Below are 24,817 nucleotides of genomic sequence, written 5' to 3'. Positions count from 1 at the left end.
CACAAGGCAGGACTGACATAAGATACCGTATAAATTGTGACAATCGTTCCAAGGCGCCGCATCACGGTTTTTGTCGTTTAGCAGGGGATACTTCTATGGATGTTGAGCAGCATGATTTATGCGTAACGGCAGAAGCATTCCATGCTATCCAAAGTGATTGTGGTTAGTACTAAAAGAAGTTGGGCCCTGCGGGCAGAAGTGGTGTACATTTAACGCTGGTGCTTATGGATCGGATGTGTCACGCATATTTCAATCCGCTGAGATTGTGCTGGAGACAGGCGAATGGGTACGTTACAGCAAGGAGGACAGGGAATTTGCGTATTACCACTCTGTGCTGCATTAACGGAGAGGCGTTGTGCCAGAAGCTGTATATTCAGTTTGGCATAATGAACGCAAAGTCGTTTCGGAAGTGATGGGGCTTGCCAAAAATTATAAACCTTTTGCCACTGCATATGCGTGCGCAGGCAGCGTACTCCGAAATCCGCCCAGTGACCGAGCGGGCCGGCTGTTTCAAACAGCGGCGTCAAAGGGTAAACACGGGAGGCCTACAGGTATCCATCTTGCATGCCAATTTGATTGTCAGTCCAGTCAAGCTACAGCAGAGGACGTTATCACCCTTATGCAGCAAATTCATAGCAACTATATCATCTCAAAACGGTATAACCTGGTACCGGAAGTCTTTCCAGTGGGTGAGCGGTAAACCCCGGAGGTGATACATTGGACAAATTGGTGATTGAAGGCGGGAAACCCCTCTCAGGATCCATACGCATCCATGGAGCAAAAAATGCCGCTTTACCAATCATGGCTGCAAGTTTGTTGGCAGATGGAGAAGTCACGCTGCACAACGTTCCACACTTGCTGGACATTGAAGTAATGCTGTATATCCTGGAACGGCTTGGATGCACGTGTCGGCATGAACAGGGAACAGTGACGATTGATACATCGTCCATCCGGTCATATGATGTGCCTGAGGATCTGATGAAACAGATGCGCTCTTCCATTTTCTTGATGGGGCCATTGCTGGCTAAGTTTGGGCAAGTATCCGTATACCAGCCAGGTGGTTGTGCCATCGGAGAACGCAAGATTGATCTTCACCTCCGGGGCCTGGAAGCGCTCGGAGCATCAATTGAAGAGCTTGATCAACAGATTATCTGCCGGGGCCGTAAGCTGGTGGGCACGGATATTCATCTGGACTTCCCAAGTGTGGGTGCCACGGAAAATATCATGATGGCAGCCGTTACGGCTGAGGGCACAACAACGATATTCAATGCAGCCAGAGAACCTGAGATTCAGGACTTGCAGCATTTTCTCAACGCGATGGGTGCAAGTATAATTGGAGCCGGCACCGATACAATTACGATTAACGGTGTAGAGAAACTGAAGCCTTGTTCCTACGAGATCATACCTGATCGGATTGTGGCCGGAACCGTCATGATTGCAGCAGCAGCGACAAGAGGTAATGTTACCCTGACACACTGCAACCCGGCACACCTTACTTCCCTTATACATGTGTTGAAGCGCACTGGTGTTCAAATCACGGTCTGCAATGATATAATGACGGTGAGCTGTATGAGCCGTCCCAAATCCGTGGATCGTATTGTAACATCACCGTACCCTTCGTTTCCGACTGACCTGCAGTCGCAAATCATGGTCCTGCTCAGTTTGGCCGATGGGTTCAGTGTAATGAAGGAGACGGTATTTGAGGGACGCTTCAAGCACGTGGATGAACTTAACGTCATGGGTGCAGATATTTCGGTCGATCTGAATGCAGCCTTTATCCGGGGAGTCCCGCGTTTGTACGGAGCTACAGTTGAAGCAACCGACCTGCGTGCAGGTGCAGCTCTGGTTATTGCTGGCCTTGCTGCCCAGGGGAAAACGGTTGTTGAGCAAGTGCATCATATTGACAGAGGGTACGACCGCATCGAGAAGTTGTTCCAGAGCCTTGGAGCTTCGGTTGAGCGACAGTCCCCCGTTTCGAAACAGCTGGATTTTGCCAATTAACGTCCTTTGAGTCCCCTTCTTCAGAATGCTGTGGGAGGGGACCGAAGGCTTTGTGGAGCGCGACCTATGCCTAAAAGTCAAATTCCGGTTCTGAAGAAGAATCGACCTAAAGGAAACACAAGCCGTAAACTTGTTCTTATTCTGTTACTTCTTTTTATTGTATTGCTTGCCGTGCTGTTCTTCCGCTCTTCCATGAGCCGGATTTCGAGTATTGAGATTACGGGTAATGTATACACGACAACTTCGGAACTGCTGGAGAAAAGTGGTTTGAAGGAAGGCGATCAGTTCTTTGGGACAAGCTCCGCTGAGGTCATTGAGCGTTTGAAGACGTTCAAAGCGGTAGCGAATGTGACAGTGGATAAACAGTTTCCGGGGATCGTTCATATCAAGGTTCAGGAGTATCCGACTGTTGCTTACGAACTAGGTGCGGATGGTACACTCCAGGCTATCCTGGCCAGTGGGACAAGCTTGAATGTTCCGGCCAATATCGGAATTGCTGTGGAGAAGCCCATACTGACACAGTGGAAAGCAGACGATCCACTCAAAGAACAATTGAGTGAGACGCTTGCCAAAATTCCAAACGAATTGACAACGGATATATCGGAGATTATTCCTAACCCTACGCCTTCGTTCCCGGATCAGATTCGGTTGTATACCAAATCACAGTTTGAAGTGATTACCACGATCTCCAAGCTGCCGGATAAGGTGGAGTACCTGAATCAGGTTATTGAGACGGAGCGGCCAGGAAAAATCACGATGCTTGAGGCAGACACGTACGTGCCTTTTATCGCAGATGACCCTGAAGATGGTGAAGAGCCGGGTGCAACGCCCTGATCCTCTTGCTAATCATGTATGGCAGTTAATGAAAAGTCCAAGCAGGGTCGGGGTTTGACCCTGTTTCATCCGTGAAAGTTGTTCTTTCTGAGACGGAGAAAAAATGATACACTTGAACTTATGGCACATAAGTTGTCTCCTTCTTTTTTCTTCAAGGTTTTATGTCTCGCAACCAGATCTTGGCACCCAAAAAAATTGTAGAAAAAAGAGGGAAAGCCTAACGTGTGTTGAATATGTTTTAAGAGTGTTTAAACCCGAACGTATTTTACTATTGGAGTCAGGAGGTGCCACAGACTTGAGCAACAATGACATCATTGTTAGTTTGGACATCGGTACATCCAAAATTCGCGCTATTATTGGGGAAATTAATAATGGAACCTTTAATATTATTGGAGTTGGATCTGCCGACTCGGAGGGAATTCGCAAAGGTGTAATCGTAGATATCGATCAGACGGTGCAGTCGATCCGGAATGCAGTGGATCATGCTGAACGTATGGTAGGTATTCAAATATCCGAAGTATATGTTGGAATCTCAGGAAATCATATCGGACTGATGAGCAGTCACGGCGTCGTGGCAGTGTCTAACGAGGATCGTGAAATCGGAGAAGAAGACATGGAACGGGTGTTGAAAGCAGCCGAGGTGATTGCGGTTCCGCCGGAACGGGAAATTATTGATGTTGTCGCCAAGCAGTACGTTGTAGACGGCTTGGAGGGCATACAGGATCCCCGGGGTATGATTGGAGTTCGACTGGAAGTTGAGGCAACAATCATAACGGGTGCAAAAACCGCGATACATAATCTTTTGCGCTGCGTGGAAAAAGCGGGTCTGAAGGTAAGCGATCTGGTGCTCATGTCACTTGGAGCAGGTCAGCTTGCTTTATCTAAGGACGAAAAAACGATGGGGTCTGTTCTTGTTGATATTGGAGCAGGTGCAACAACCATCGCTGTCTTTGAAGAAGACAGTCTTGTTGCAACGTCAACCCTGCCGATCGGTGGAGAATTTGTTACCAACGATATTGCGTATGGATTGCGTACCTTAACAGATCAAGCCGAAAAGGTGAAGCTGAAATATGGCTGCGCATGGCTCGATGATGCTGCGGCTGACGTTATGTTCAAAGTCACGCGAATCGGCAGCAATGTGGACAAGGAATTCTCTCAGGAGGACCTTGCTGCTATTATCGAACCGCGTGTTCAGGAAATATTCCAGATGATTTCCCAAGAAGTGAAGCGCCTCGGTTACACGGAGCTTCCCGGAGGTTATATACTAACGGGAGGGACTGTCTCGATGCCAGGGGTTCTGCAAGTAGCTCAGCATGAGCTTGCTGCATCGGTACGAATTGCGGTTCCGGATTACATCGGTGTTCGCGACCCGGGCTACACAAGCGGGGTCGGCATTTTGCACAGTGTAATTCGCAGTTTGCGCATTCGTCCATCGGTCAGCAGCGGCGGTGGCAACAATAATAATAACAACAACAAGAAACCGACCAACCGTGTTAAGCCGAGTGCGTCTCCGGAATCGGAGCAAAAACCGGGTTTGTTCGAACGGCTGAAAAATATGTTCAGCGAATTTATATAACAGGTTGAATCTATTTCATACTTCTAGAAGCCGTCTGAATGCGCTGGTATTAATATATACGCTTTCGATCGTCGATATATGAAATTGATTCGGTTCAATCAAAAATTGGACGGGCCATCCATGCACATTGAGGGGGAGATGGAATAATATGTTGGAATTTGATTTCGAGATGGAGAGCTTGGCTCAAATAAAAGTCATCGGTGTAGGCGGCGGCGGAAGCAATGCAGTCAACCGTATGATCGAAAATGGTGTACAAGGTGTAGAATTTATAACGGTGAACACGGATGCTCAAGCATTGCATCTGGCGAAATCCGAACATAAATTGCAAATCGGTGATAAACTGACCCGTGGTCTTGGCGCAGGTGCCAACCCGGATGTAGGTAAAAAAGCAGCGGAAGAATCCCGCGATTTGATCATGAATACATTGAAAGGTGCGGACATGGTATTTGTCACAGCCGGTATGGGCGGTGGTACAGGTACTGGTGCAGCTCCAGTCATTGCTGAGATTGCCAAAGAGTGCGGAGCTCTTACCGTAGGTGTGGTTACACGTCCATTCACTTTCGAAGGACGCAAACGTTCCAGCCATGCAGAGCAAGGGATTGAAGCTCTCAAGGAAAAAGTGGATACGCTGATTGTCATTCCAAATGACCGCTTGCTTGAAATCGTAGATAAAAAGACACCGATGCTTGAAGCATTCCGTCAAGCAGATAACGTACTGCGTCAAGCGGTACAAGGCATCTCTGATCTGATCGCTGTACCGGGTCTGATCAACCTTGACTTTGCAGACGTAAAAACCATTATGACTGAACGCGGATCTGCTTTGATGGGGATCGGAGAAGCAACAGGTGAAAATCGTGCGGCTGAAGCAGCTCGCAAAGCGATTATGAGCCCATTGCTGGAAACGTCCATTGAAGGTGCGCGCGGGGTTATCATGAACATCACAGGTGGCATCAACCTGTCACTTTATGAAGTGAATGAAGCAGCCGAGATCGTTACATCGGCATCCGATCCGGAAGTTAACATGATTTTCGGTGCCATCATTGATGAAAATCTGAAAGAAGAAATCAAGGTTACGGTTATTGCTACTGGTTTTGAAGACAAGCCTGTCTCACCACCACCAGGACGCAAACCGACACCAACGAGTGAGCCTGCTGAGAATCGCTCGCCTAATCTTCGCCCGTTCGGGAACCAGCCGAGCAGTGATCAGCTGGATATTCCGACATTTTTGCGCAATCGCTCACGCAATAACAATAACGACTAAGCAGCAATCATATTTAATTTCAAACCCGGTCCTCCTTATGGAGAAACCGGGTTTTTCTGTTTTTTTATCTACAGCATATCAAACAGAAATGAACAAATTCTGAACAATGGGCACGAGGAATTACGACAAAAAAAGTTGAGACGACACCCCCATGATTAGACAGACTTTGAACAGGAAGCTCCTTATACTTGTGTGTATGCTCATAGAATATCGGAACAACGCTATACCGATATTTGGTACGAGGCAGGTGAAGAGTTGGTCGTTTATGTTGATCTTATTTTTTTGACAAACCTGTGTATTGACGGTGCACTCATCGGACTCACAGCCTGGATGCGTAAAACGAAGCTGGTTTGGTGGAGATGGCTGCTGTCTTCCATTGTGGGCGCCCTCTATGTCGTCATGATGTTTGTACCGGAGTTTGATTTTATGTTTACCTTTTTGATCAAGTTTGGTTTGTCACTCGTGATGTTGTTTATCGCTTTTGGTTTTAAGGGCCTCCAGGTGTTTATGAGGAATTTGGGTACCTTCTATGTCATTAACTTCGTCGCTGCCGGAGGCATTTTAGGTATACACTACATGCTTCAGAGTTCGGGCGAGCTGTTTAACGGAATTTGGTATACAGCCTCGGGCGGAATGTCTTTTGATCTGAAGATCGCCTTCTGGTTTACTTTTATCGTATTCTTTGCAGTGCTGTTTTTATTCAAAGCCGTGCAAAGTTCCAAGCGAAAATCAGACCGTATGACAACCTATCTGGGAGAAGTGCAGGTTTATATCGATGATGTAACTATTTCTTGTACAGGCCTTGTCGATACCGGTAATCAACTCACGGACCCTCTTTCCCGTCTGCCGGTTATGGTGATGGAGGTTTCACTGTGGCAAGACATGCTGCCAGCTTCCTGGAAAGGCCGGTTGAAGGAAGAAGCACCGGACAACCTCATTATGGAGCTGGACCAGGAGGATTTTCGCTGGCAGGGTCGACTAAGACTGGTACCCTATCGTGGTATCAACAAGGGGACGGCATTTATGCTGGCAATCAAGCCTGATCTGGTGAGAGTGACATTGGATCAAATGAGTTACGAGACAACCAAAGTACTAATCGGGCTGGATGGCGGAGTGTTGTCGTCAGAAGGAAAGTACCGCGCGGTCATTCACCCTGAGCTTGTGCAAGACGCTGCCTCTGCGCAGTCTACGGCTCTCTCTGCGGGAGCAACAGAAAAGCCGCTGAATGTGGTATAGGAGGAACGTACATGCTTGTGAAATGGAAACTGGTGGCGCAGCTGCAGTATTACCGTCTGTTATTTTTGCTTGGTTTGAAGAGTGAGGAGATCTATTATATTGGAGGCAGTGAAGCCCTGCCGCCTCCGCTGACGCGGGAAGAAGAGGAATTTTTGCTGCAAAAGCTCTCTTCCGGGGATGCTGCAATTCGCGCCATGCTGATTGAACGAAACCTTCGCCTGGTGGTATACATCGCTCGCAAGTTCGAAAACACAGGTATTAACATTGAGGATTTGGTTTCCATTGGAGCCATCGGGCTCATCAAAGCTGTCAATACGTTTGATCCGGAAAAGAAAATCAAGCTGGCAACCTATGCCTCGCGATGCATTGAAAATGAAATATTGATGTACCTGCGTCGTAACAGCAAAATTCGGACAGAAGTTTCTTTTGATGAACCACTCAACATTGACTGGGATGGAAATGAGCTATTATTATCGGATGTTCTGGGTACCGAGAACGATACAATCTATCGAAATATTGAAGAGCAGGTAGATCGGAAGCTTCTGCACAAGGCCTTGGAAAAATTGACCGAACGTGAGCGGATGATTATGGAGCTTCGCTTTGGCTTAACGGACGGGGAGGAGAAGACACAAAAAGATGTCGCAGATTTGCTTGGAATCTCCCAATCCTACATCTCTCGTCTGGAAAAAAGAATCATTAAAAGACTCCGCAAGGAGTTTAATAAGATGGTCTAATCTTGTGCTTTTAATATAATGGGTATTAATGGCAAGGATGCCAGGGACGAATAAAAAAGCCTGCCCCGGAGATAATGTACATTAATGTTTCTCCTTGGGAGGTAAATCACGATGACCCGAAACAAAGTCGAGATTTGTGGCGTGGACACCGCAAAATTGCCTGTCCTCACCAACACAGAAATGCGGGAATTGTTTCATTCCCTACAGCAGCACCATGATCGCTCAGCAAGAGAGAAATTAGTGAATGGCAACCTGCGGCTTGTACTCAGTGTCATTCAGCGCTTTAACAATCGGGGGGAGTTTGTCGATGATCTGTTCCAGGTTGGTTGTATCGGCCTGATGAAAGCCATTGATAATTTTGATTTATCCCAGAATGTCAAATTTTCAACGTACGCAGTACCGATGATTATCGGTGAGATCCGTCGTTATCTGCGTGACAATAACCCGATCCGGGTATCCCGCTCATTACGGGACATCGCATATAAGGCGCTTCAGGTTCGTGACAGCCTGACCAACAAAAATTCTCGTGAACCGACCATATTCGAAATTTCCGAAGCATTGAACGTGCCCAAGGAAGATGTCGTTTTTGCACTGGATGCCATTCAAGATCCGGTATCACTATTCGAACCCATCTATCATGACGGTGGAGATCCAATCTATGTGATGGATCAGATCAGTGATGACAAAAACAAGGATGTGTCGTGGATTGAGGAAATTGCACTGCGCGAGGCCATGCATCGTCTCGGACAGCGGGAGAAAATGATTCTGTCCATGCGGTTTTTTGAAGGCAAAACACAGATGGAAGTTGCCGATGAGATTGGAATTTCCCAAGCTCAGGTATCCCGTCTGGAAAAATCGGCAATACAGCAGATGCAGAAACACGTGAAGACGTAACTTCACTTCAATCACAAGGACGATCTAACGGTTGAAATCCGTTGGTCGTCTTTTTCTATTTTATAAGACATACGATTAGGTTTGGAGTGAACTGCGATTGAATGAGCGGCTTTAAAGAGAACGCCCAGTTTCGGATTAAGCTGTACTAATTTCAGGGATTCCCCGAAAAACAGGACATTTTTCGCCTATAAAACATATATTGTATAGAAGCGTTGAACGGTATAAGCGGACTAGGCGGGGGGCGAGCGGCAGATGAAAGTAAACGCAAGTGAGTCGGCACAAAGAGGGATGAAGATCTCGGATTTTCAGACAAAGGATGTCATTAACATCACGGATGGCAAACGTCTGGGGCAGATTAGTGATCTGGAACTGGATCTCAAGCAGGGACGAATCGAAGCCATCGTGGTACCCGGTTACAGCAAATTCATGGGGTTGTTCGGGGGTGGAACGGATCTGGTTATTCCCTGGAGGAACATTGTTAAGATTGGTTCGGATGTTATTTTGGTTAAACTGGATGAAGTCAGGGAAACGAGCTACGATGAGCGAGATCGCGAAGCAAAGATGTATGATGAACAGCAAAGCAGCCGTGTGGAGCGGGTTGAACGCCTGGAACGATTGGACCGAAGTCAGCGTCGAACGATATAATCAAGACAGAACGTGGCTCATTTGGTACACTGGAAGCTGTGAGGTGATAAGATGGAACCCTTTGTTCTGAATAAACAACTTTTCGAACGGACTGAAGATCAATTGGTGAATGGAAGCCCAGATCCGTTGTTATTATATGTGGAGCCGTGGAGAGAACAGTTCAGCCGAATGACGGCAGGATTTACCACAAGACAAGGCGGGGTGGGCAGTAAACCTTATGCCACTCTAAACTGCGCTTATCATGTTGGCGATGATCCTTCAGATGTTTTGGAGAATCGTCGTCTGGTGGCCGAAAAGCTTGGTTTCTCGGTGAGCGCCTGGACGTGTGGTGAACAGGTCCATGGCAAACATGTGGCCGTTATACAAGCTGATGATCGAGGCAAAGGTCTGATGGATCGACAGTCAGCGCTGCAGGACACGGATGGTTTGGTCACCAATGTACCGGGTGTGTTGCTTACATCCTTTTATGCGGATTGTGTTCCGCTATATTTCTACGACCCGGTGCAACAAGCCGTGGGGCTTGCTCATGCGGGGTGGAAAGGGACCGTTGCCGGCATTGCCCAGTCAATGGTTGAAACGATGGAACGGGAATATGGAAGCCTGGCACAGAATATCCGGACCGCTATAGGCCCTTCCATTGGGGATTGCTGTTATGAAGTGGATGAGGCAGTTATGCAGCATGTACGGGTTTGGTTTGAATCTGCTCCGGGTAATGATGAATACAACAACTCTGTGCAGGGCCGAGCGTATCATTCGTCTGGAAATGGAAAGACGATGTTAAACTTGAAAGAATGTAATCGACACATTATGATGAAAGCAGGAATATTGCCGGATCATATCGAATGTACAACGTGGTGTACAAGCTGCCACCCGGAACTGTTTTTCTCGTATCGCAAGGAAAATGGAACGACCGGAAGAATGGCGAGCTGGATTGGGCTGGAAGAGAGGTGACCCTCTGTGTCATTGGAGGAGCGAATTCAACAGGTAAATCAGAAGATCGAAGCTGCATGCCAGCGCAGTGGCCGTCAGCGCGAAGACGTAAATGTGATTGCGGTCACGAAGTACGTCTCCCTTGAAACGACAGGCGCTGTGCTGGAAAGTGGCCTTGAGCATATTGGAGAGAACCGCTGGCAGGATGCACAAGCCAAGTGGGAAGCATTTGGTCAGCAAGGAACATGGCATTTTATCGGTCACTTGCAGACCAACAAAGTGAAAGACGTCATAGGCAAATTCCGCTACATACATTCACTGGATCGTTTGTCTCTGGCCAAGGAGCTGGACAAAAAGGCAGCTGCTTTGGGGACACAAGTGGAAACATTTTTGCAGGTGAATATTTCGGGTGAAGAGAGCAAATATGGATTGCAGCCTGAACAGGCTAGTTCATTTTTGCGTGAGATCAGCAGCTTCAGCAACCTGAAGGTCGTCGGTCTGATGACCATGGCTCCCCATGAAGAGGATCCGGAGCTTACGCGTCCCGTATTTCGTGGACTGCGTGAGCTGAGAGACCATTTGAATGGACAAGCCCTGACATCGGAACCATTGACTCAGCTATCGATGGGAATGTCCAATGATTTTGAAGTGGCGATTGAAGAAGGGGCAACATGGGTACGGCTGGGATCAATTCTCGTAGGAAAAGAGGAGGGTTCACGATGGGCGTAATGAATAAATTCATGAATTTCCTTGGTCTTCAAGAAGAGGAAGAGATTGTGGAACGCGAACGTTTGGCTGCACAAGAGGAGGCTGAATCTGAACAACAGGAAGCTGAAACCTCCAGTCTAGATAAACGTAGAAACCAAAGGGGGAATAATGTTGTGAGCATTCATTCCCAGAAAAATGTTAAAGTTGTCCTTTATGAACCGCGTTCCTATGACGAAGCTCAAGAAATTGCCGACCACCTTCGTTCACATCGTACTGTTGTTGTGAACCTGCAGCGGGTGCGCCAAGATCAGGCACTGCGTGTCATTGATTTTTTGAGTGGGACAGTCTACGCACTGGGCGGGGGAATTTCTAAAATTGGCGGCAACATTTTTCTCTGTACGCCGGATACCGTTGAAATTCAAGGAGCAATTACGGAAATACTGGCTGACAGCGAGCAAGATTACAACAGAATGAGGTGAGCCGCTTTTGTATCAACTTCAAGTCGTCGTGTTTTACCTGTTTGAGATTTATTTCTACATGATTATTGGATATGTATTGATGTCGTGGCTTCCGAACGCGCGGGAGAGCGTCATTGGTGAGTGGCTTGCCAAATTGGTGGAACCCTATCTGAGTCCTTTCAGACGTTTCATTCCACCTTTGTTCGGTATGCTGGACATCTCACCAATCGTTGCGTTAATTACTCTTCAACTGGCGAGATCAGGTTTGCTCTCGATCATCAGCTACTTCTGATAGGGTAGGGTGAACATAGATGAGTGGTGAAATTTACGAACATTTTAGCCATGATGAGCGTGACTTCGTGGATAAAGCCTCGGATTGGGTGGAACGCGCAGGCAAGCTTCATGATATGAAGCTAACAGACTTTCTTGACCCAAGACAGGCCTTTATATTGCAAACGCTAGTCAATCGTCGCAATGACGTCCAGATTCGTCTGGACGGAGGCTACGAGGCAGCTGAACGCAAACGTGCGCTGATTGCACCAGATTATCGGTATCTCGATGATGAGGATATGGGTATGCAGGTGCTTAGCATCACGTCAGATGATCAGAAAATTACAGAGCTGGAGCACGGGGACTACATGGGAGCCTTGCTCGGGCTTGGACTGAAACGCGGCAAGATCGGAGATATCCAAGTGCTGGATGACGGATGCCACACCGTGGTGGCAGCGGAGACCGGCGCTTTTTTATCGCTTCAATTGAACCAGGTACATCGGGTTCATGTGTTTACAGAGCTGCTTCCTCTGCATCAGATGAAGTGGTCGGAGAGCAAACTGGAGACGATGGATATCACTGTTGCATCCTTGCGTCTGGACGGAATTTGTGCGGATGTGTACCGACTGAGTCGCAGTAAAGTTCTCGTTCCCATCAAAGCGGGCCGATGCCGGGTAAATTGGAAAGTCGAGGAAGATCCGTCCAAAGCTCTGAAAGCCGGGGACGTGGTCTCCATTCAAGGTTTTGGCCGTTTCAAGGTGCTGGAACAGGATGGGATGACCAAAAAGGGACGTTGTCGTGTAAAAATCGGCAAATTTGCTTAGCGGCATTGCAGGAAAACCCGTTTTCTTGTCGAAATGTTTAAGATAAAGGTGTAAAAAACATTCGCTGTTTCCGATATACATTGAAGTGCAAAGTCGATATAACCGTATTGGAATCAGAACGTCGATTCTGCAAGTGCAAGTCGTTCAAGCTGTTATATGACATCTTGCATACGACCCTTTGGGTGATACCCATGTGCTGCAAACCTTCTCGGAACGGGAAGGAACTTTAACAGGAGGTGGACAGCATGCCATTAACGCCGCTGGACATACATAACAAGGAATTTTCCCGACGCTTGCGCGGGTATGACGAGGATGAAGTCAATGAATTCCTGGATCAAGTCATCAAAGATTACGAAGGCGTCATTCGCGAGAACAAAGAGCTGAGTAATCAGTTGCTGTCCGTTCAGGAGAAACTGGATCATTTTGCTACAATTGAAGAGACGCTCAGCAAAACGATTATCATAGCGCAGGAAGCAGCCGACGATGTGAAGAACAATGCGAAGAAGGAAGCACAGCTCATTGTGAAGGAAGCAGAGAAAAATGCTGACCGGATCGTGAACGAGTCCTTGGCGAAATCCCGCAAGATTGCTTTGGAAGTGGAAGAACTGAAAAAGCAGGCTTCGATCTACCGGGCCCGTTTCCGTACGCTTGTTGAAGCTCAGCTCGAACTGCTGTCTCAGGATGGATGGGAAGCACTGGAGAGTCGCGAACAGGAAGTCCGTGATCGTGAACGGGAAATGAAGGAAATTTATTAGTCTGCCTGCCCGGTTGACTTTTGACTCTAAAGAGGCTATAACTATATTCATAATGAATAATGATTCCATGACGGGTTCAAGTACGTTATGATCTCATCCCTCAGAGAGTTGGCGGTTGGTGCAAGCCAATGGATGAGTTATAGCCGAATATCTCCCCGGAGAAGTGACGCTGAAGCGGTGATGAATGGCCGTGCGTAAGCGAAACCGTAAGCCGAACGTTATATCGGCACCCTGCTGTAGTTAAGCGGGGCACAAGTGCTGTTAATGACAAAGCATACCCATGTGATTGGATATGGTTTGTGATGAACAGAATTAGGGTGGTAACGCGAGCACAACCTCGTCCCTTTCCAGGGATGGGGTTTTTTTGTGTCCAAAAATGTGAATTGTGGACGGTCCACAAACCAATTATTGAAAGGAAGATCATGATGCAAAGAGTGGATGTCAAAGAAAAAGCACGCGCTAGAGAGCTACGCATGCTAAACAAGTGGAAAACGGAAAATACGTTTAAAAAATCAATCGAGAATCGTGAAGGCAAACCGAATTTCGTGTTTTACGAAGGACCGCCGACTGCAAACGGCAAGCCGCATATCGGTCACGTGCTGGGACGCGTTATTAAGGACTTTGTAGGACGTTACAATACGATGAAAGGTTACCGTGTGGTTCGTAAAGCTGGCTGGGACACACATGGATTGCCTGTTGAGCTTGGTGTACAGAAGAAGCTCGGCATTTCCCATAAGTGGGAGATCGAAGATTACGGCGTGGAAAAATTCATCAACGAATGTAAAGCGAGCGTATTCGAATATGAACAGCAATGGCGTGATCTGACAGAAGGTATTGCTTACTGGACAGATATGGATAACCCGTACATCACGCTGGACAACAATTACATTGAGAGTGTATGGAATATCCTTGCTACGATTCATGAAAAAGGACTTCTCTACCGCGGACATCGTGTGAGTCCGTACTGTCCATCTTGTCAGACCACCCTGAGTTCCCATGAAGTTGCCCAAGGGTACAAGGATGTCAAAGACCTTAGTGCCACAGCCAAATTTAAGCTGGATGACAGCGGCGAATTTGTGCTTGCCTGGACAACTACGCCGTGGACACTGCCTTCACACGTTGCACTCGCAGTTAATCCAGACATGGAATATTCCCGTGTACGTCAAGGTGAAGAAGTGTACATCATGGCAACCAATCTCGTGGAAAAAGTCATGAAGGACTCGAAAGGCGAGTATGAAGTTATCGGTGCACTGAAAGGCTCTGATTTAGTTGGTAAAACGTATGATCCTCCATTCAACTACGTGCAGGCTGAAAAAACAAACGTGATTCTTGGTGCAAGCTTTGTAACGGATGCAAGTGGTACAGGGATTGTACACATGGCACCGGCACATGGTGAGGACGATTACCGCGTATGTCGCGAGAATGGCATCAGTTTTGTCAACATGGTAGACCTTGAAGGTAAATTTGTGGCAGAGGTTACGGATTTCGCGGGACGCTTCGTTAAGGATTGCGATATTGATATCGTGAGAAGTCTGTCCGAGAAAGGCCGCCTGTTCAGCAAAGAGAAATATGAGCACAGCTACCCATTCTGCTGGCGTTGTGATACACCGCTTCTCTACTATGCAATGGACAGCTGGTTTATCCAAACCACAGCGATCAAGGATCAACTGATTGCCAACAACAGTGAAGTGGAATGGTACCCAGGCCACGTTCGTGAAGGACGTTTCGGAAAATTCCTGGAGGATCTGGTGGATTGGAACATCAGCCGTGATCGCTACTGGGGAACACCGCTGAACATCTGGGTATGTGAGGAGACTGGCGAACAGTTCGCTCCGCACAGCATCGCTGAGCTGCGTGCACGTGCCGTTGGAGATGTACCAGAGAACCTGGAACTGCACAAACCATACGTAGACGAAGTCAAAGTACTCAGCTCCTGTGGCAAATATGAAATGAAACGTACTCCGGAAGTGATTGATGTCTGGTTTGACAGTGGTTCCATGCCATTTGCCCAGCAGCACTATCCGTTTGAAAATAAAGAAACGTTTGAACAGCAATACCCTGCGGATATGATCTGCGAAGGAATTGACCAAACACGTGGCTGGTTCTACAGCTTGCTGGCTGTATCTACTCTTTTGACAGGCAAAGCACCTTACAAGGCGGTTATGGCCACAGGCCACGTATTGGATGAGAACGGACAGAAGATGTCCAAATCCAAAGGCAATGTTATTGATCCATGGGAAGTCATTGAAGAATATGGTACAGATGCGTTCCGTTGGGCTCTGTTGTCTGACAGTGCACCGTGGAACAGCAAACGTTTCTCCAAAGGCATTGTGGGTGAAGCGAAATCCAAAATGGTGGATACATTGGTTAATACGCACGCGTTCCTGACGTTGTATGCGACCATTGATGGTTTTGATCCACAGGAACATCCGTTTAAGCCTTCCGCGCATAAGCTGGATCGCTGGATTCTGTCAAGACTGAACAGTCTAATCATCGTTGTGGAGAAGGCGCTGTCCGTGAATGACTATCTGAATTCATCCAAAGCGATTGAAGCCTTCGTCGATGAGCTGAGCAACTGGTATATCCGTCGTTCCCGTGACCGTTTCTGGGGAAGTGGATTGACCGAAGATAAACTGGATGCTTATCGCACACTTACAGAGGTGCTTGTGACTACAGCCAAACTGGTTGCGCCATTCACACCGATGCTTGCGGAGGATATCTATCTGAACTTGACTACAGGTGAAAGTGTTCATATGGAAGATTACCCGGCGGCAAATGAAGCGTTGATTGATCTGGATCTGGAACAGGATATGGAGACAGCTCGCCGAGTGGTCGAACTTGCTCGTAACGTGCGTAACGAAACAGGTATCAAGAATCGCCAGCCACTGTCCGAGTTAATCGTTTCGCTTGATAAAGGATTTGATCTGGCGAGCTATGAAGAGATCATCAAGGATGAGATCAATGTGAAAGGTATCCGTACGGAGCATAACGATGCCGAATTCGTTGATTTCACATTGAAACTCAATCTGAAAGTAGCGGGGAAAAAATACGGCAAGAACGTAGGCTTCCTGCAGAACTTCTTCAAAGGCATGTCAGCAGAGGAGACACGCAAAGTAGTGACAGAAGGTGTGCTGAATGTGGTTTCTCCGGAAGGAGAAGAACTGCAAGTGACAAGTGAGGAGCTGCTGGTGGAGAAACAAGCCAAGTCCGGTTTTGCTTCGGCATCCGGGTACGGTCTGACGGTAGCACTCAACACCGAAATCACAACTGCATTGGAACAGGAAGGCTGGGTACGTGAAGTTGTACGTTCCGTACAAGACACACGTAAGAAATTGGACCTGCCGATTGAGAAGAGAGTACGCCTGACACTAGATGTTGATCCTGAGCTCCAGGCTGCAATCGAGGCATTTGATGAGGTCCTGCGTGAGAATGTACTCGTTACTGAAGTCACATTTGGTACCCATGAAGCTATGGAACGAATTGAAGCTGGCGGTAAAGCAATGGGCGTTTATATCGAGGTGTAACCACATTCTCTTTCGATACAGATGAATCGATTGAACTCAAGTTACAAATGGATCCTAAATGAAGTAGAGTATCTCTATTCCATTTAGGAAAGGATATAGAGTATAGACAAACGAGCCTTAGACTCAGGGAACAATCCCTGTATCTTGGCTCGTTTGGTTTTTATGCAAATGGGCAATGATTTCTATTGTGCAGTTACTCTATGATACCAAAGGAACTGAGCGAACACATGAATGAAGACAAGCAGGCATCGTCCGCTTCACAATCCAATCCACCACGCAGCGATAATGACAAAATTGAGGAACTTCATACCCTGACGAACCGACTCGCTAACGAGCTTGAGCGTTCACGTATCGCACAATATACGGAATTGTTGAATCGACCGTGGAAACTGATTGGGCTCAACCTGTTATCAGGCGCAGCACGAGGTGTAGGGATCGCCATTGGTTTTACTTTTTTTGCGGCCACCATCATTTATGTGTTACAGGTGCTGGGAGCCCTCAATCTGCCAATCGTAGGAGATTATATTGCAGATATCGTCCGTATCGTACAGCGTCAGCTTGAATTGAACACATATTAGAGGTGCAGCATGTCTAGTACATGTCATATGGATCAGAATCGTTGTCAATCTCGAGCAAGCCTTCACCCTCACGATTCTCCAAATACTGCCGGTACTGTCTGTTGCGAACGATGGATACGTCATGACCATAAATATCGGTTGCTACGAAGCTCTCATAGGCTTCGACGCAGCCTTCAACCTCATCTGTAGCTTCAATGGCCATGACATCGTAACTGTCAATGTCGCGACCTTCAGCCATGGCTGGTGTGTTCGATGTGCCCCAACTTTCAACGATCTGCCACGCATCTTCACCATCGAAGCCGTTCTGATCATCACGCTCATCGAGGCTCGTGCGTCCAAAGGCCGGAGCGAGGAACTCTTCTTCCACTGGGCGGTTATCGGATACAACCGTTTCAGGCTGATGTTTTTTGCAGTACTTGGTGTAAGGAACGGCTTGCATACGCTCGTAAGGAATGGGCTGCTGACAAACTGCGCAAGTTCCGTAATGGCCTTCTTCGATGGAATGCAGGGCAGAGTCGATACGCTCCAATTGGAATTCATCATGCTCCAAAAGGGAAATATCTTTCTCCCGGTCATACATTTCGGTAGCTACATCACCGGGATGATTATCGATAGAAGATAATTCACCCGTTTGAAATCTCATGGACCCGCTGAGGCCGTAATGGTCATTTTGCTCAAGCCGATGTTCAATACCACGTTTTTCAGCCATCAATTGGGAACGCAAGGATTGGATTTGTTCTGAAGTAAGATGTGCCATCGTTTTCCCCTTTCTGTCCGTCTGGAATCCGAATTTGGTCTCTGGTCTAGGATGTGCCAATCAGCCCTTGATTACAGGAGGGAAATGTTATCGATTTTGCCATTAAGAAAGGGAAAACGCCTGTCGTGGACGACTTCCAAACAGCTGTGCTACAATGAACAAGTCTGGCGTAAAGCCTGGTATGGTTTGGAAAAGACAAGAACGGAGTGACGAACAAACGTGGTGTATTATATCCTCGCTTTTATCGTATTTTTGGTGGATCAGGGAACAAAGTATTTAATTGCGACCCAAATGGAACTTCGGGAAGAAATTCCGGTTATAGGCAATTTCTTTGTAATCACCTCACATCGCAACTCAGGCGCAGCTTTCGGTATTTTGCAGGACCAACGCTGGTTCTTTATCGTCGTTACTGTGATCGTGGTGATTGCTTTGATCTGGTACTTGCAAAAAGTGAAAAACTCCCCGCATAAATTGCTGCCAGTAGCACTCAGTCTGGTGCTTGGTGGGGCCATCGGGAATTTCCTGGATCGCGCTTTGACGGGTGAAGTCGTGGATTTTGTTCAGCTTAATTTTGGCAGTTATACGTTTCCGATTTTCAATATCGCCGATTCGGCCATCTGTATCGGGGTTGCACTGATTATTGTGGAGACGTTTCTTGAGGGACCGCGCGAGAAGGCAGCCGCGAAGATTGAAGGGAATGAACATCATGAGTAAAATGCATAATGAAGAACAAACTACTGGGGATACGTCTGCACAAGACGATGACCTGATGAATGACAATGAACGATTGGAATGGACCGTTTCGGCTGAACATAAGAAGGAACGCATTGACAAATATATTACTGAAGCAATGGATGATGTCTCCCGTTCTCAGGTCCAAATATGGATCGGAGATGGTCTGGTTACCGTAAACGGAGCTGTTGTAAAGGCTAATGCCAAATTGGCTGAGGGGGATCTGATTGAACTTCAGGTTCCTGAACCAACGGCAGTAGAGATCATTGCCGAAGATATCCCGCTTGAAGTGGTATATGAGGACAGCGATGTCATCGTCATTAACAAACCACGTGGTCTTGTGGTACATCCGGCACCTGGACATACATCAGGTACACTTGTTAATGCTCTCATGTATCACTGTAAAGATCTTTCCGGCATTAACGGAGAGCTGCGTCCTGGAATTGTGCACCGGATCGACAAGGATACGTCAGGCCTGCTGATGGCTGCCAAAAACGATCGGGCTCACGCCTCACTGGCTGCCCAGTTGAAGGATCACAGTGTAAATCGCCGGTATATTGCACTTGTTCATGGTCATTTGAGTCATGATCAGGGAACGATCGATGCGCCTATTGGACGTGATACTAATGATCGTAAAATGTATACCGTGACCGAGCGGAACAGCAAGCATGCTGTCACACATTTTAATGTTATGGAGCGAATTAACGATTATACACTGCTTGAACTGAAACTGGAAACAGGTCGAACGCATCAGATACGTGTGCATATGAAGTTTATTGGTCACCCGCTTGTGGGAGATCCAATCTATGGACGCAACAAGGGTATCAAAATGAACGGACAGGCATTGCATGCCGCGGTTCTTGGTTTTGTTCATCCGGCAACAGGCGAATACATGGAATTCTCTGCTCCGCTTCCACAGGACATGGAAGATGTTCTTGCTTCACTGCGCAGCCGCTGACCCCTCGGGAAAGTACAAATGTTCGGATACTTTGTCCATGGCTAAACATGGGCAAATGCTTCATATTAGATTGTAGAAATTTGCGTCAAATGAGGAGATGAACATGAGTATGAGTATCGATAAATATCAAGAAACATACATTCAAACCAATTTTGCCGACCGTATTGGCGGCTCCAACTATGGTAAAGACACCAACATTTATAAATTCGAGAAAATCAAACGCGCCAAAGCTTCGGCAAAGAAAGATTTTCCCAATGTTGAACTGATCGACCTTGGCGTAGGTGAACCGGATGAGATGGCTGATGCAGGCATCGTAGCTGCACTCGCGCAAGAAGCTTCCAAACCGGAGAACCGTGGTTATGCTGATAACGGAATCCCTGAATTCAAGGAAGCGGCAGCCGCTTACCTGAAAAATGTATTCAATGTTGAAGGCATTGACCCGGCAACGGAAATTGTGCACTCCATTGGGTCCAAGCCAGCTCTGGCAATGATGCCTTCGTGTTTCATTAATCCAGGTGATGTAACGATCATGACGGTTCCTGGTTATCCGGTTATGGGTACACATACCAAATACCTGGGCGGAGAAGTCTACAACATCCAGCTGACGAAGGAAAACAATTTCCTGCCTGATCTGACAACCATCCCTGAGAATATTGCAAAACGTGCAAAATTGCTGTATTTGAACTATCCAAACAACCCGACAGGTGCTGGCGCTACGGTTGAATTCTTCACTAAAGTGATTGAATGGGCGAAAAAGTACAGCGTAGTTGTTGTTCACGATGCTCCGTATGCTGCACTGACGTATGACGGCAATAAACCATTCAGCTTCCTGTCCGTACCTGGAGCGAAGGATGTTGGCGTTGAGCTGCACTCCTTGTCAAAGTCTTACAACATGACAGGATGGAGAATTGGATTTGTTGCAGGGAATCCGCTCGTTGTTAAAGCTTTCAGTGATGTGAAGGACAACAACGATTCGGGTCAATTCATCGCGATTCAGAAGGCTGCTGCCTACGGTCTGAACCATCCGGAAATTACGGAGAAAATCGCAGAGAAATATTCCCGTCGTCATGACCTGCTGGTTGCTGCGCTGAACGAACTTGGCTTCCAGGCGGAGAAACCGAAAGGTTCATTCTTCCTGTATGTTGAAGCTCCAAAAGGTGTAGTAGGAGGACGTCGTTTCGAGTCCGGGGAAGACTTCTCCCAATTCTTGATTCGTGAAAAATTGATTTCTTCTGTACCTTGGGATGATGCAGGTAACTTTGTTCGTTTCTCCGTTACCTTTGAAGCCAAAGGGGAAGAAGAAGAGAAACGCGTTATCGCTGAAATCAAACGTCGTTTGAGTGACGTACAATTCGAATTCTAATGGAATTCACCAATACAAGTGAATGAAATAAATCGAGAGACCGGAGACGGTCTCTTTTTTTATGTCCGTAATTTTATAATAAATTCCGTTTTATCCCTTTACAAAATTACCCAACCAACTTATGATTAAGTCTTTACGTTATTTTTATATACAGAAGTAGGTTTGGAAGGGAGTTATGGAAATTGTTGACTTCAAGAACAAATACGGTGTCCTCACATACAGCAGCATCGGGTAATACCATGACAGGGTTGTTCAAGCTGCTGAGACCGAAACAGTGGACCAAAAATTTGCTGTTATTTGCTGCGTTATTGTTTTCCTTTGAGGAAATTCGCACAGAGACCATTTTATCAACCTTGCTTGGTTTTATTTTGTTTAGCCTCGTTGCAGGCTGTGTGTATATTTTAAATGATTACGTGGATCGGGACAGGGATCGACAGCATCCGGTGAAGCAGTTCCGGCCGATTGCCTCTGGACAGGTCCAACCTGCCTATGCTCTGCTGTTTGGCATAATCCTGTTGATTCTTACTGTAGGCATTGCTTTTGTGATGAACCCGCTCTTTGGTGGACTATGCATTGTTTATTTCCTGTTGAACGTATCTTACTCTTTTGTGCTCAAACATCTCGTTATTGTGGACATGATGACCATTGCAGCAGGATTCGTTCTTCGTGCCATAGCAGGAGGTGTATTGATTCATGTACCTTTTACACCCTGGTTCCTGATCTGCACCATGCTGCTGTCCCTGTTTCTGGCGATTGGCAAACGGAGAAATGAGCTTACTCTGCTTGAGGGAAATACCGGTTCACATCGTAAGGTGTTGGATAACTACTCCGTAACACTGCTGGATCAGTTTAATACCATCGTGACGACAGCAACGATTATTAGCTACTCTTTGTTCACCTTCACCTCTGACCGTACAATTCACCTGATGTGGACCATTCCGCTGGTGATCTACGGCATGTTCCGATATCTGTATCTCATTCATATGAAAAACCAGGGGGGCTCACCGGATCGTGTTTTGTTTGAGGACAAGCCCATTTTGGTTACTGTCATTCTGTACGTGGTTAGTGTTGTGGTCATCTTTGCGATTTTTGAATAAGGAACTTATCGATTATAAAGTTTGAGGGGGATCAGGGTGAGAAGCAGTAAAATTGCCATTTTTGATATCGATAAAACGATTATACGCTCGGATTCGATGTTTCAGTTCGTGCATTACGGCGTTCGCCGTTACCCTGGGCAGGTATGGAGACTTCCGCTTATTGCCTTTCACACCGCGATGTTCAAGACGGGGCTAATGAGTGTGGAACAAGTCAAGCGTTCATACTTTAAGAGTATTGAGCGCATGACCGAACAGGATCTGGAGCATTTTTTTGATACCCGATTGCGGACTGCCATTTTTGCAGAGGCGAGTGTGGAAATGCAGCATCGCAAGGAAGCGGGTTATCATGTGTTGCTCGTGACTGCGTCTCCGCATGCTTATATGAAATATTTTAAAAATTTTCCTTGGGTAGACCACGTCATTGGAACCGAACTCGTACGCCACCAGAATGGGTATACCTGTACGATCGAGGGCGTTAATTGCAAAGGAGAAGAGAAGGTACGTCGGATACAAGCTTACCTGCGTGAGAAAAACATGGTTATTGATTACGAACAGTCCTGCTCTTACTCTGATTCGCTGTCCGATCTGCCGGTGATGCAGCTTGTGGCACAGCGCTATTTTATTAACAGAAGAGTTCCGGATATGGAGGCATTATCGTGGGGGAAATGAAGGGACGTCATACAGGCAAGGGGTTAATGCTTGTCTCCGCTTTCCTCACGGCCACCGGACAGTTGTTCTGGAAATGGGGGCTGACGGAGTGGATCTATCTGGGCATCGGATTTGTGTGCTATGGGCTTGGAGCCATCTTGATGATTAAGGCTTTTGCTCTAGAAAAGTTGTCTGTGGCTTATCCGTTGATGTGTGCAAGCTATGTTTTTGCGCTCATTTACGGTCACTTTCTGCTGGGAGAAGAGCTCACGATACAGAAGTTTGCAGCCGTTGTACTGCTCGGAATCGGGGTGACGTTAACCAGTGTTGATCGATAGCTGGATGGTAGTTGTACTGATTGTAATGACATTATGCGGTGCTATGGGTGGTGCTGGTTTGAAAGCCTACGCCACAAGTCGCAAAAAGCAGCATGTCCTCATGGGCCTCGGTTTTTATGGTATGGGTGCGCTTCTGAACATTGTGCTGCTGAAGTTCCTTCCCTTAACAGTGGTCCTGCCTGCCAATGCGCTGACGTATGTCTGGACACTTTTCATTGCAAAGTTTGCATTCAGGGAGAAGGTGGGCCCGCTTCGCTGGCTGGGTGTGGTTTGCATTATGGGCGGTTTGTGTTTCTTGGTTTGGTAATGCAGATAGGAAGTGCACAGAGTATTTTGAAAAATGACATATTGGATGTGAATGCATGAAATTTCTGGACTACATATGGTATGATCGCAAAACGAATTGGACGGCACTATGCCTGTTCGCTGGATTTGCCCTTTTTTATGCTCTGATGAACGTGCCCTATGTTCTGTACATGGCGGATCAGTCACAGGTTCTTGGAGCATATACCCCGTTTAATACACAACAATTTCCACTGAATTTATTTAATTTTGATCCGTCCATGTACTATGGGGCAAACAGTTCTTCGGTTATTCATCCGTTAATATCATTTCTTGTCGTCACGCTTGGTGCAGTATCGCAATTGCTGGGAGGGAACTGGTTCTTCCTGATTCTGCAATCCCTGATCAATGCCGGATCCGTAGTGCTTGTCTTTATTTTTCTTAACCATAAGGATAGACAGATCGCAGCCCCACTGCTCTTCGCGGTCCTATTCGGATTCAGTTCATATTTGATGTTTACGGCACTTATTCCGGATTCCTATCCGTATGTGCAATTCTTTATCCTATGGTCCATTCTTTATATGCAATATACACGTGAACGGGATGACGTTCGCTATGTGCCAAATGCCCTGATTGCAACGATCAACTTTGGACTGACCTCAACGAACATTGTTCCTTTGGCTGCTGCTATGTTTTTCAACTGGCGTACCTGGCGCAAGGCTTCCACATGGAAAAAGTATATTGGAATCATGGCACTGGCGGTTGCCTTCATAATCGTATTAACAGGCATTCAGTATGTCGCTTTCGGGGGAAGAAGTTGGGTTAGCAATTGGTTGCTCGGAATCCAGAACGGAGGGACGAGCTATGCTACACCTTTCCAATTTACGGCTCATTGGAAGGCACTGACTCTGCTGACGATTAATCCGATGCTCTCTCCCAAAGTTCATTTGCTGGATCCGGGGCTGGTTGCTTTTGTAACGGATCTGTCACGCTCCAACCCGATTCATGTTCAGCTTGTCGGTATCTTTATCTTGCTGCTGGCGCTGATCGGGTTCATCAAGGGGATCCGTGAACGGGAAGTATGGACTCTTGCACCTTATATTTTGTTTGCATTTCTGCTGCATATCGTAGTTGGCTTCGGGCTGGCTGTGTTCCAATACGACATGTACCTGTATGCCGGTCACTATCTGTTTGCTTTCTTCCTGCTTGGTGGAGGGTGGGTGATTGGTCTTCGTCCAGGGATCGGCAAAAAAATAGTGCTCGGTTTACTTTTAATTAGCTTACTGGTGATGGCATCGAATAATATCTACCGTCATGTAGAAACACTGACCACGATCAAACAGTCATACGAACAATTGCAGGAGGCTCAGACTGCGAATTAATGTGAATAGTAAAAGAGAGACAAGTCATATGG

The 24,817-nt window shown here is 46.9% G+C and carries 27 protein-coding genes and 1 other annotated feature; of the genes, 26 read left to right on the top strand and 1 reads right to left on the bottom strand.

The features are described from left to right. Positions 1–157 precede the first annotated feature (157 nt). The 18 genes from CHH60_RS29785 (at position 158) to CHH60_RS12385 (ending at position 17,228) form a co-directional block, all read left to right on the top strand. Positions 158–343: a hypothetical protein gene (locus CHH60_RS29785; protein ID WP_176476049.1), complete on the top strand. Its 186-nt coding sequence runs from the start codon at positions 158–160 to the stop codon at positions 341–343. A gap of 12 nt (positions 344–355) precedes the next feature. Beyond that, on the top strand, positions 356–700 hold the full coding sequence (locus tag CHH60_RS12465) for a hypothetical protein (protein ID WP_095359455.1): 345 nt from the start codon (positions 356–358) through the stop codon (positions 698–700). 17 nt (positions 701–717) lie between these two features. Next, positions 718–2,001, top strand: coding sequence for a UDP-N-acetylglucosamine 1-carboxyvinyltransferase (gene murA / locus CHH60_RS12460; RefSeq protein WP_095359454.1), 1,284 nt, complete (start codon positions 718–720; stop codon positions 1,999–2,001). A gap of 66 nt (positions 2,002–2,067) precedes the next feature. Continuing rightward, positions 2,068–2,835 carry a cell division protein FtsQ/DivIB gene (locus tag CHH60_RS12455; protein WP_095289978.1) on the top strand — a complete coding sequence of 256 codons (768 nt, stop codon included), beginning with the start codon at positions 2,068–2,070 and terminating at the stop codon, positions 2,833–2,835. A 295-nt stretch (positions 2,836–3,130) separates the two neighbouring features. Beyond that, positions 3,131–4,411, top strand: a complete 1,281-nt coding sequence (gene ftsA, locus CHH60_RS12450; protein WP_095359453.1) for a cell division protein FtsA — start codon at positions 3,131–3,133, stop codon at positions 4,409–4,411. A 148-nt stretch (positions 4,412–4,559) separates the two neighbouring features. After that, entirely contained in the window at positions 4,560–5,672 is a 1,113-nt protein-coding gene (gene ftsZ / locus CHH60_RS12445; RefSeq protein WP_095359452.1) for a cell division protein FtsZ, read from the top strand. Between the two features lie 255 nt (positions 5,673–5,927). Continuing rightward, a complete protein-coding gene (spoIIGA, locus tag CHH60_RS12440; RefSeq protein ID WP_095359821.1) occupies positions 5,928–6,908 on the top strand; it encodes a sigma-E processing peptidase SpoIIGA in 981 nt (326 codons plus the stop codon). Between the two features lie 11 nt (positions 6,909–6,919). Beyond that, entirely contained in the window at positions 6,920–7,642 is a 723-nt protein-coding gene (gene sigE / locus CHH60_RS12435) for an RNA polymerase sporulation sigma factor SigE (protein WP_095289983.1), read from the top strand. 111 nt (positions 7,643–7,753) lie between these two features. Then, positions 7,754–8,536, top strand: a complete 783-nt coding sequence (gene sigG, locus CHH60_RS12430; RefSeq protein WP_095289985.1) for an RNA polymerase sporulation sigma factor SigG — start codon at positions 7,754–7,756, stop codon at positions 8,534–8,536. A gap of 252 nt (positions 8,537–8,788) precedes the next feature. Beyond that, on the top strand, positions 8,789–9,181 hold the full coding sequence (locus CHH60_RS12425) for a YlmC/YmxH family sporulation protein (RefSeq protein ID WP_176476048.1): 393 nt from the start codon (positions 8,789–8,791) through the stop codon (positions 9,179–9,181). A gap of 51 nt (positions 9,182–9,232) precedes the next feature. Next, the gene (gene pgeF / locus CHH60_RS12420) at positions 9,233–10,132 is read left to right on the top strand and encodes a peptidoglycan editing factor PgeF (RefSeq protein WP_095359451.1); all 900 of its coding nucleotides are present in this window, start codon (positions 9,233–9,235) and stop codon (positions 10,130–10,132) included. 6 nt (positions 10,133–10,138) lie between these two features. After that, complete coding sequence (locus tag CHH60_RS12415; protein ID WP_095359450.1) at positions 10,139–10,840, top strand: YggS family pyridoxal phosphate-dependent enzyme; 702 nt, start codon at positions 10,139–10,141, stop codon at positions 10,838–10,840. After that, positions 10,831–11,298, top strand: a complete 468-nt coding sequence (locus tag CHH60_RS12410) for a cell division protein SepF (RefSeq protein WP_095289991.1) — start codon at positions 10,831–10,833, stop codon at positions 11,296–11,298. The genes CHH60_RS12415 and CHH60_RS12410 overlap by 10 nt, the downstream gene beginning before the upstream one ends. 7 nt (positions 11,299–11,305) lie before the next feature. Next, entirely contained in the window at positions 11,306–11,569 is a 264-nt protein-coding gene (locus tag CHH60_RS12405; protein WP_227779725.1) for a YggT family protein, read from the top strand. Between the two features lie 19 nt (positions 11,570–11,588). Beyond that, complete coding sequence (locus tag CHH60_RS12400) at positions 11,589–12,371, top strand: YlmH family RNA-binding protein (RefSeq protein WP_095359449.1); 783 nt, start codon at positions 11,589–11,591, stop codon at positions 12,369–12,371. A 245-nt stretch (positions 12,372–12,616) separates the two neighbouring features. After that, positions 12,617–13,126, top strand: coding sequence for a DivIVA domain-containing protein (locus tag CHH60_RS12395; RefSeq protein WP_056696170.1), 510 nt, complete (start codon positions 12,617–12,619; stop codon positions 13,124–13,126). A 58-nt stretch (positions 13,127–13,184) separates the two neighbouring features. After that, positions 13,185–13,474 (top strand) — a binding site (T-box leader). A gap of 77 nt (positions 13,475–13,551) precedes the next feature. After that, positions 13,552–16,650: an isoleucine--tRNA ligase gene (gene ileS / locus CHH60_RS12390; RefSeq protein ID WP_095359448.1), complete on the top strand. Its 3,099-nt coding sequence runs from the start codon at positions 13,552–13,554 to the stop codon at positions 16,648–16,650. Positions 16,651–16,850: 200 nt separating this feature from the next. After that, entirely contained in the window at positions 16,851–17,228 is a 378-nt protein-coding gene (locus tag CHH60_RS12385) for a DUF5665 domain-containing protein (RefSeq protein WP_375335115.1), read from the top strand. Positions 17,229–17,241: 13 nt separating this feature from the next. On the opposite strand, the gene CHH60_RS12380 is transcribed toward CHH60_RS12385, so the two are convergent. Continuing rightward, positions 17,242–17,985: a TraR/DksA C4-type zinc finger protein gene (locus CHH60_RS12380; RefSeq protein ID WP_095359446.1), complete on the bottom strand. Its 744-nt coding sequence runs from the start codon at positions 17,983–17,985 to the stop codon at positions 17,242–17,244. 219 nt (positions 17,986–18,204) lie between these two features. On the opposite strand from CHH60_RS12380, the gene lspA reads away from it, so the two are divergent. From lspA to CHH60_RS12340, 8 genes are all read left to right on the top strand, one after another. Then, positions 18,205–18,699 (top strand): signal peptidase II, encoded by a 495-nt coding sequence (lspA, locus tag CHH60_RS12375; RefSeq protein ID WP_095359445.1) that lies wholly within the window; start codon positions 18,205–18,207, stop codon positions 18,697–18,699. Positions 18,700–18,754: 55 nt separating this feature from the next. Then, positions 18,755–19,675 (top strand): RluA family pseudouridine synthase, encoded by a 921-nt coding sequence (locus CHH60_RS12370; RefSeq protein ID WP_375335122.1) that lies wholly within the window; start codon positions 18,755–18,757, stop codon positions 19,673–19,675. Between the two features lie 109 nt (positions 19,676–19,784). Beyond that, the gene (locus CHH60_RS12365; protein WP_095359443.1) at positions 19,785–21,038 is read left to right on the top strand and encodes an LL-diaminopimelate aminotransferase; all 1,254 of its coding nucleotides are present in this window, start codon (positions 19,785–19,787) and stop codon (positions 21,036–21,038) included. Between the two features lie 185 nt (positions 21,039–21,223). After that, positions 21,224–22,135: a decaprenyl-phosphate phosphoribosyltransferase gene (locus tag CHH60_RS12360; protein WP_441339391.1), complete on the top strand. Its 912-nt coding sequence runs from the start codon at positions 21,224–21,226 to the stop codon at positions 22,133–22,135. Positions 22,136–22,171: 36 nt separating this feature from the next. Then, positions 22,172–22,804: an HAD family hydrolase gene (locus CHH60_RS12355; RefSeq protein WP_095359441.1), complete on the top strand. Its 633-nt coding sequence runs from the start codon at positions 22,172–22,174 to the stop codon at positions 22,802–22,804. Beyond that, on the top strand, positions 22,801–23,121 hold the full coding sequence (locus CHH60_RS12350; protein WP_095359818.1) for an EamA family transporter: 321 nt from the start codon (positions 22,801–22,803) through the stop codon (positions 23,119–23,121). Before CHH60_RS12355 ends, CHH60_RS12350 begins: the two co-directional genes overlap by 4 nt. Beyond that, positions 23,108–23,428 (top strand): permease, encoded by a 321-nt coding sequence (locus tag CHH60_RS12345; RefSeq protein ID WP_255247905.1) that lies wholly within the window; start codon positions 23,108–23,110, stop codon positions 23,426–23,428. The genes CHH60_RS12350 and CHH60_RS12345 overlap by 14 nt, the downstream gene beginning before the upstream one ends. A 55-nt stretch (positions 23,429–23,483) precedes the next feature. After that, positions 23,484–24,785 (top strand): DUF6080 domain-containing protein, encoded by a 1,302-nt coding sequence (locus CHH60_RS12340; protein WP_095359440.1) that lies wholly within the window; start codon positions 23,484–23,486, stop codon positions 24,783–24,785. Positions 24,786–24,817 lie beyond the last annotated feature (32 nt).

Origin of the sequence: Paenibacillus sp. 7523-1 (assembly GCF_002276415.1) — a bacterium.
Taxonomy (GTDB): Bacteria; Bacillota; Bacilli; order Paenibacillales; family Paenibacillaceae; genus Paenibacillus; species Paenibacillus illinoisensis_A.
This window is presented reverse-complemented; position numbering and strand designations above follow the sequence as displayed.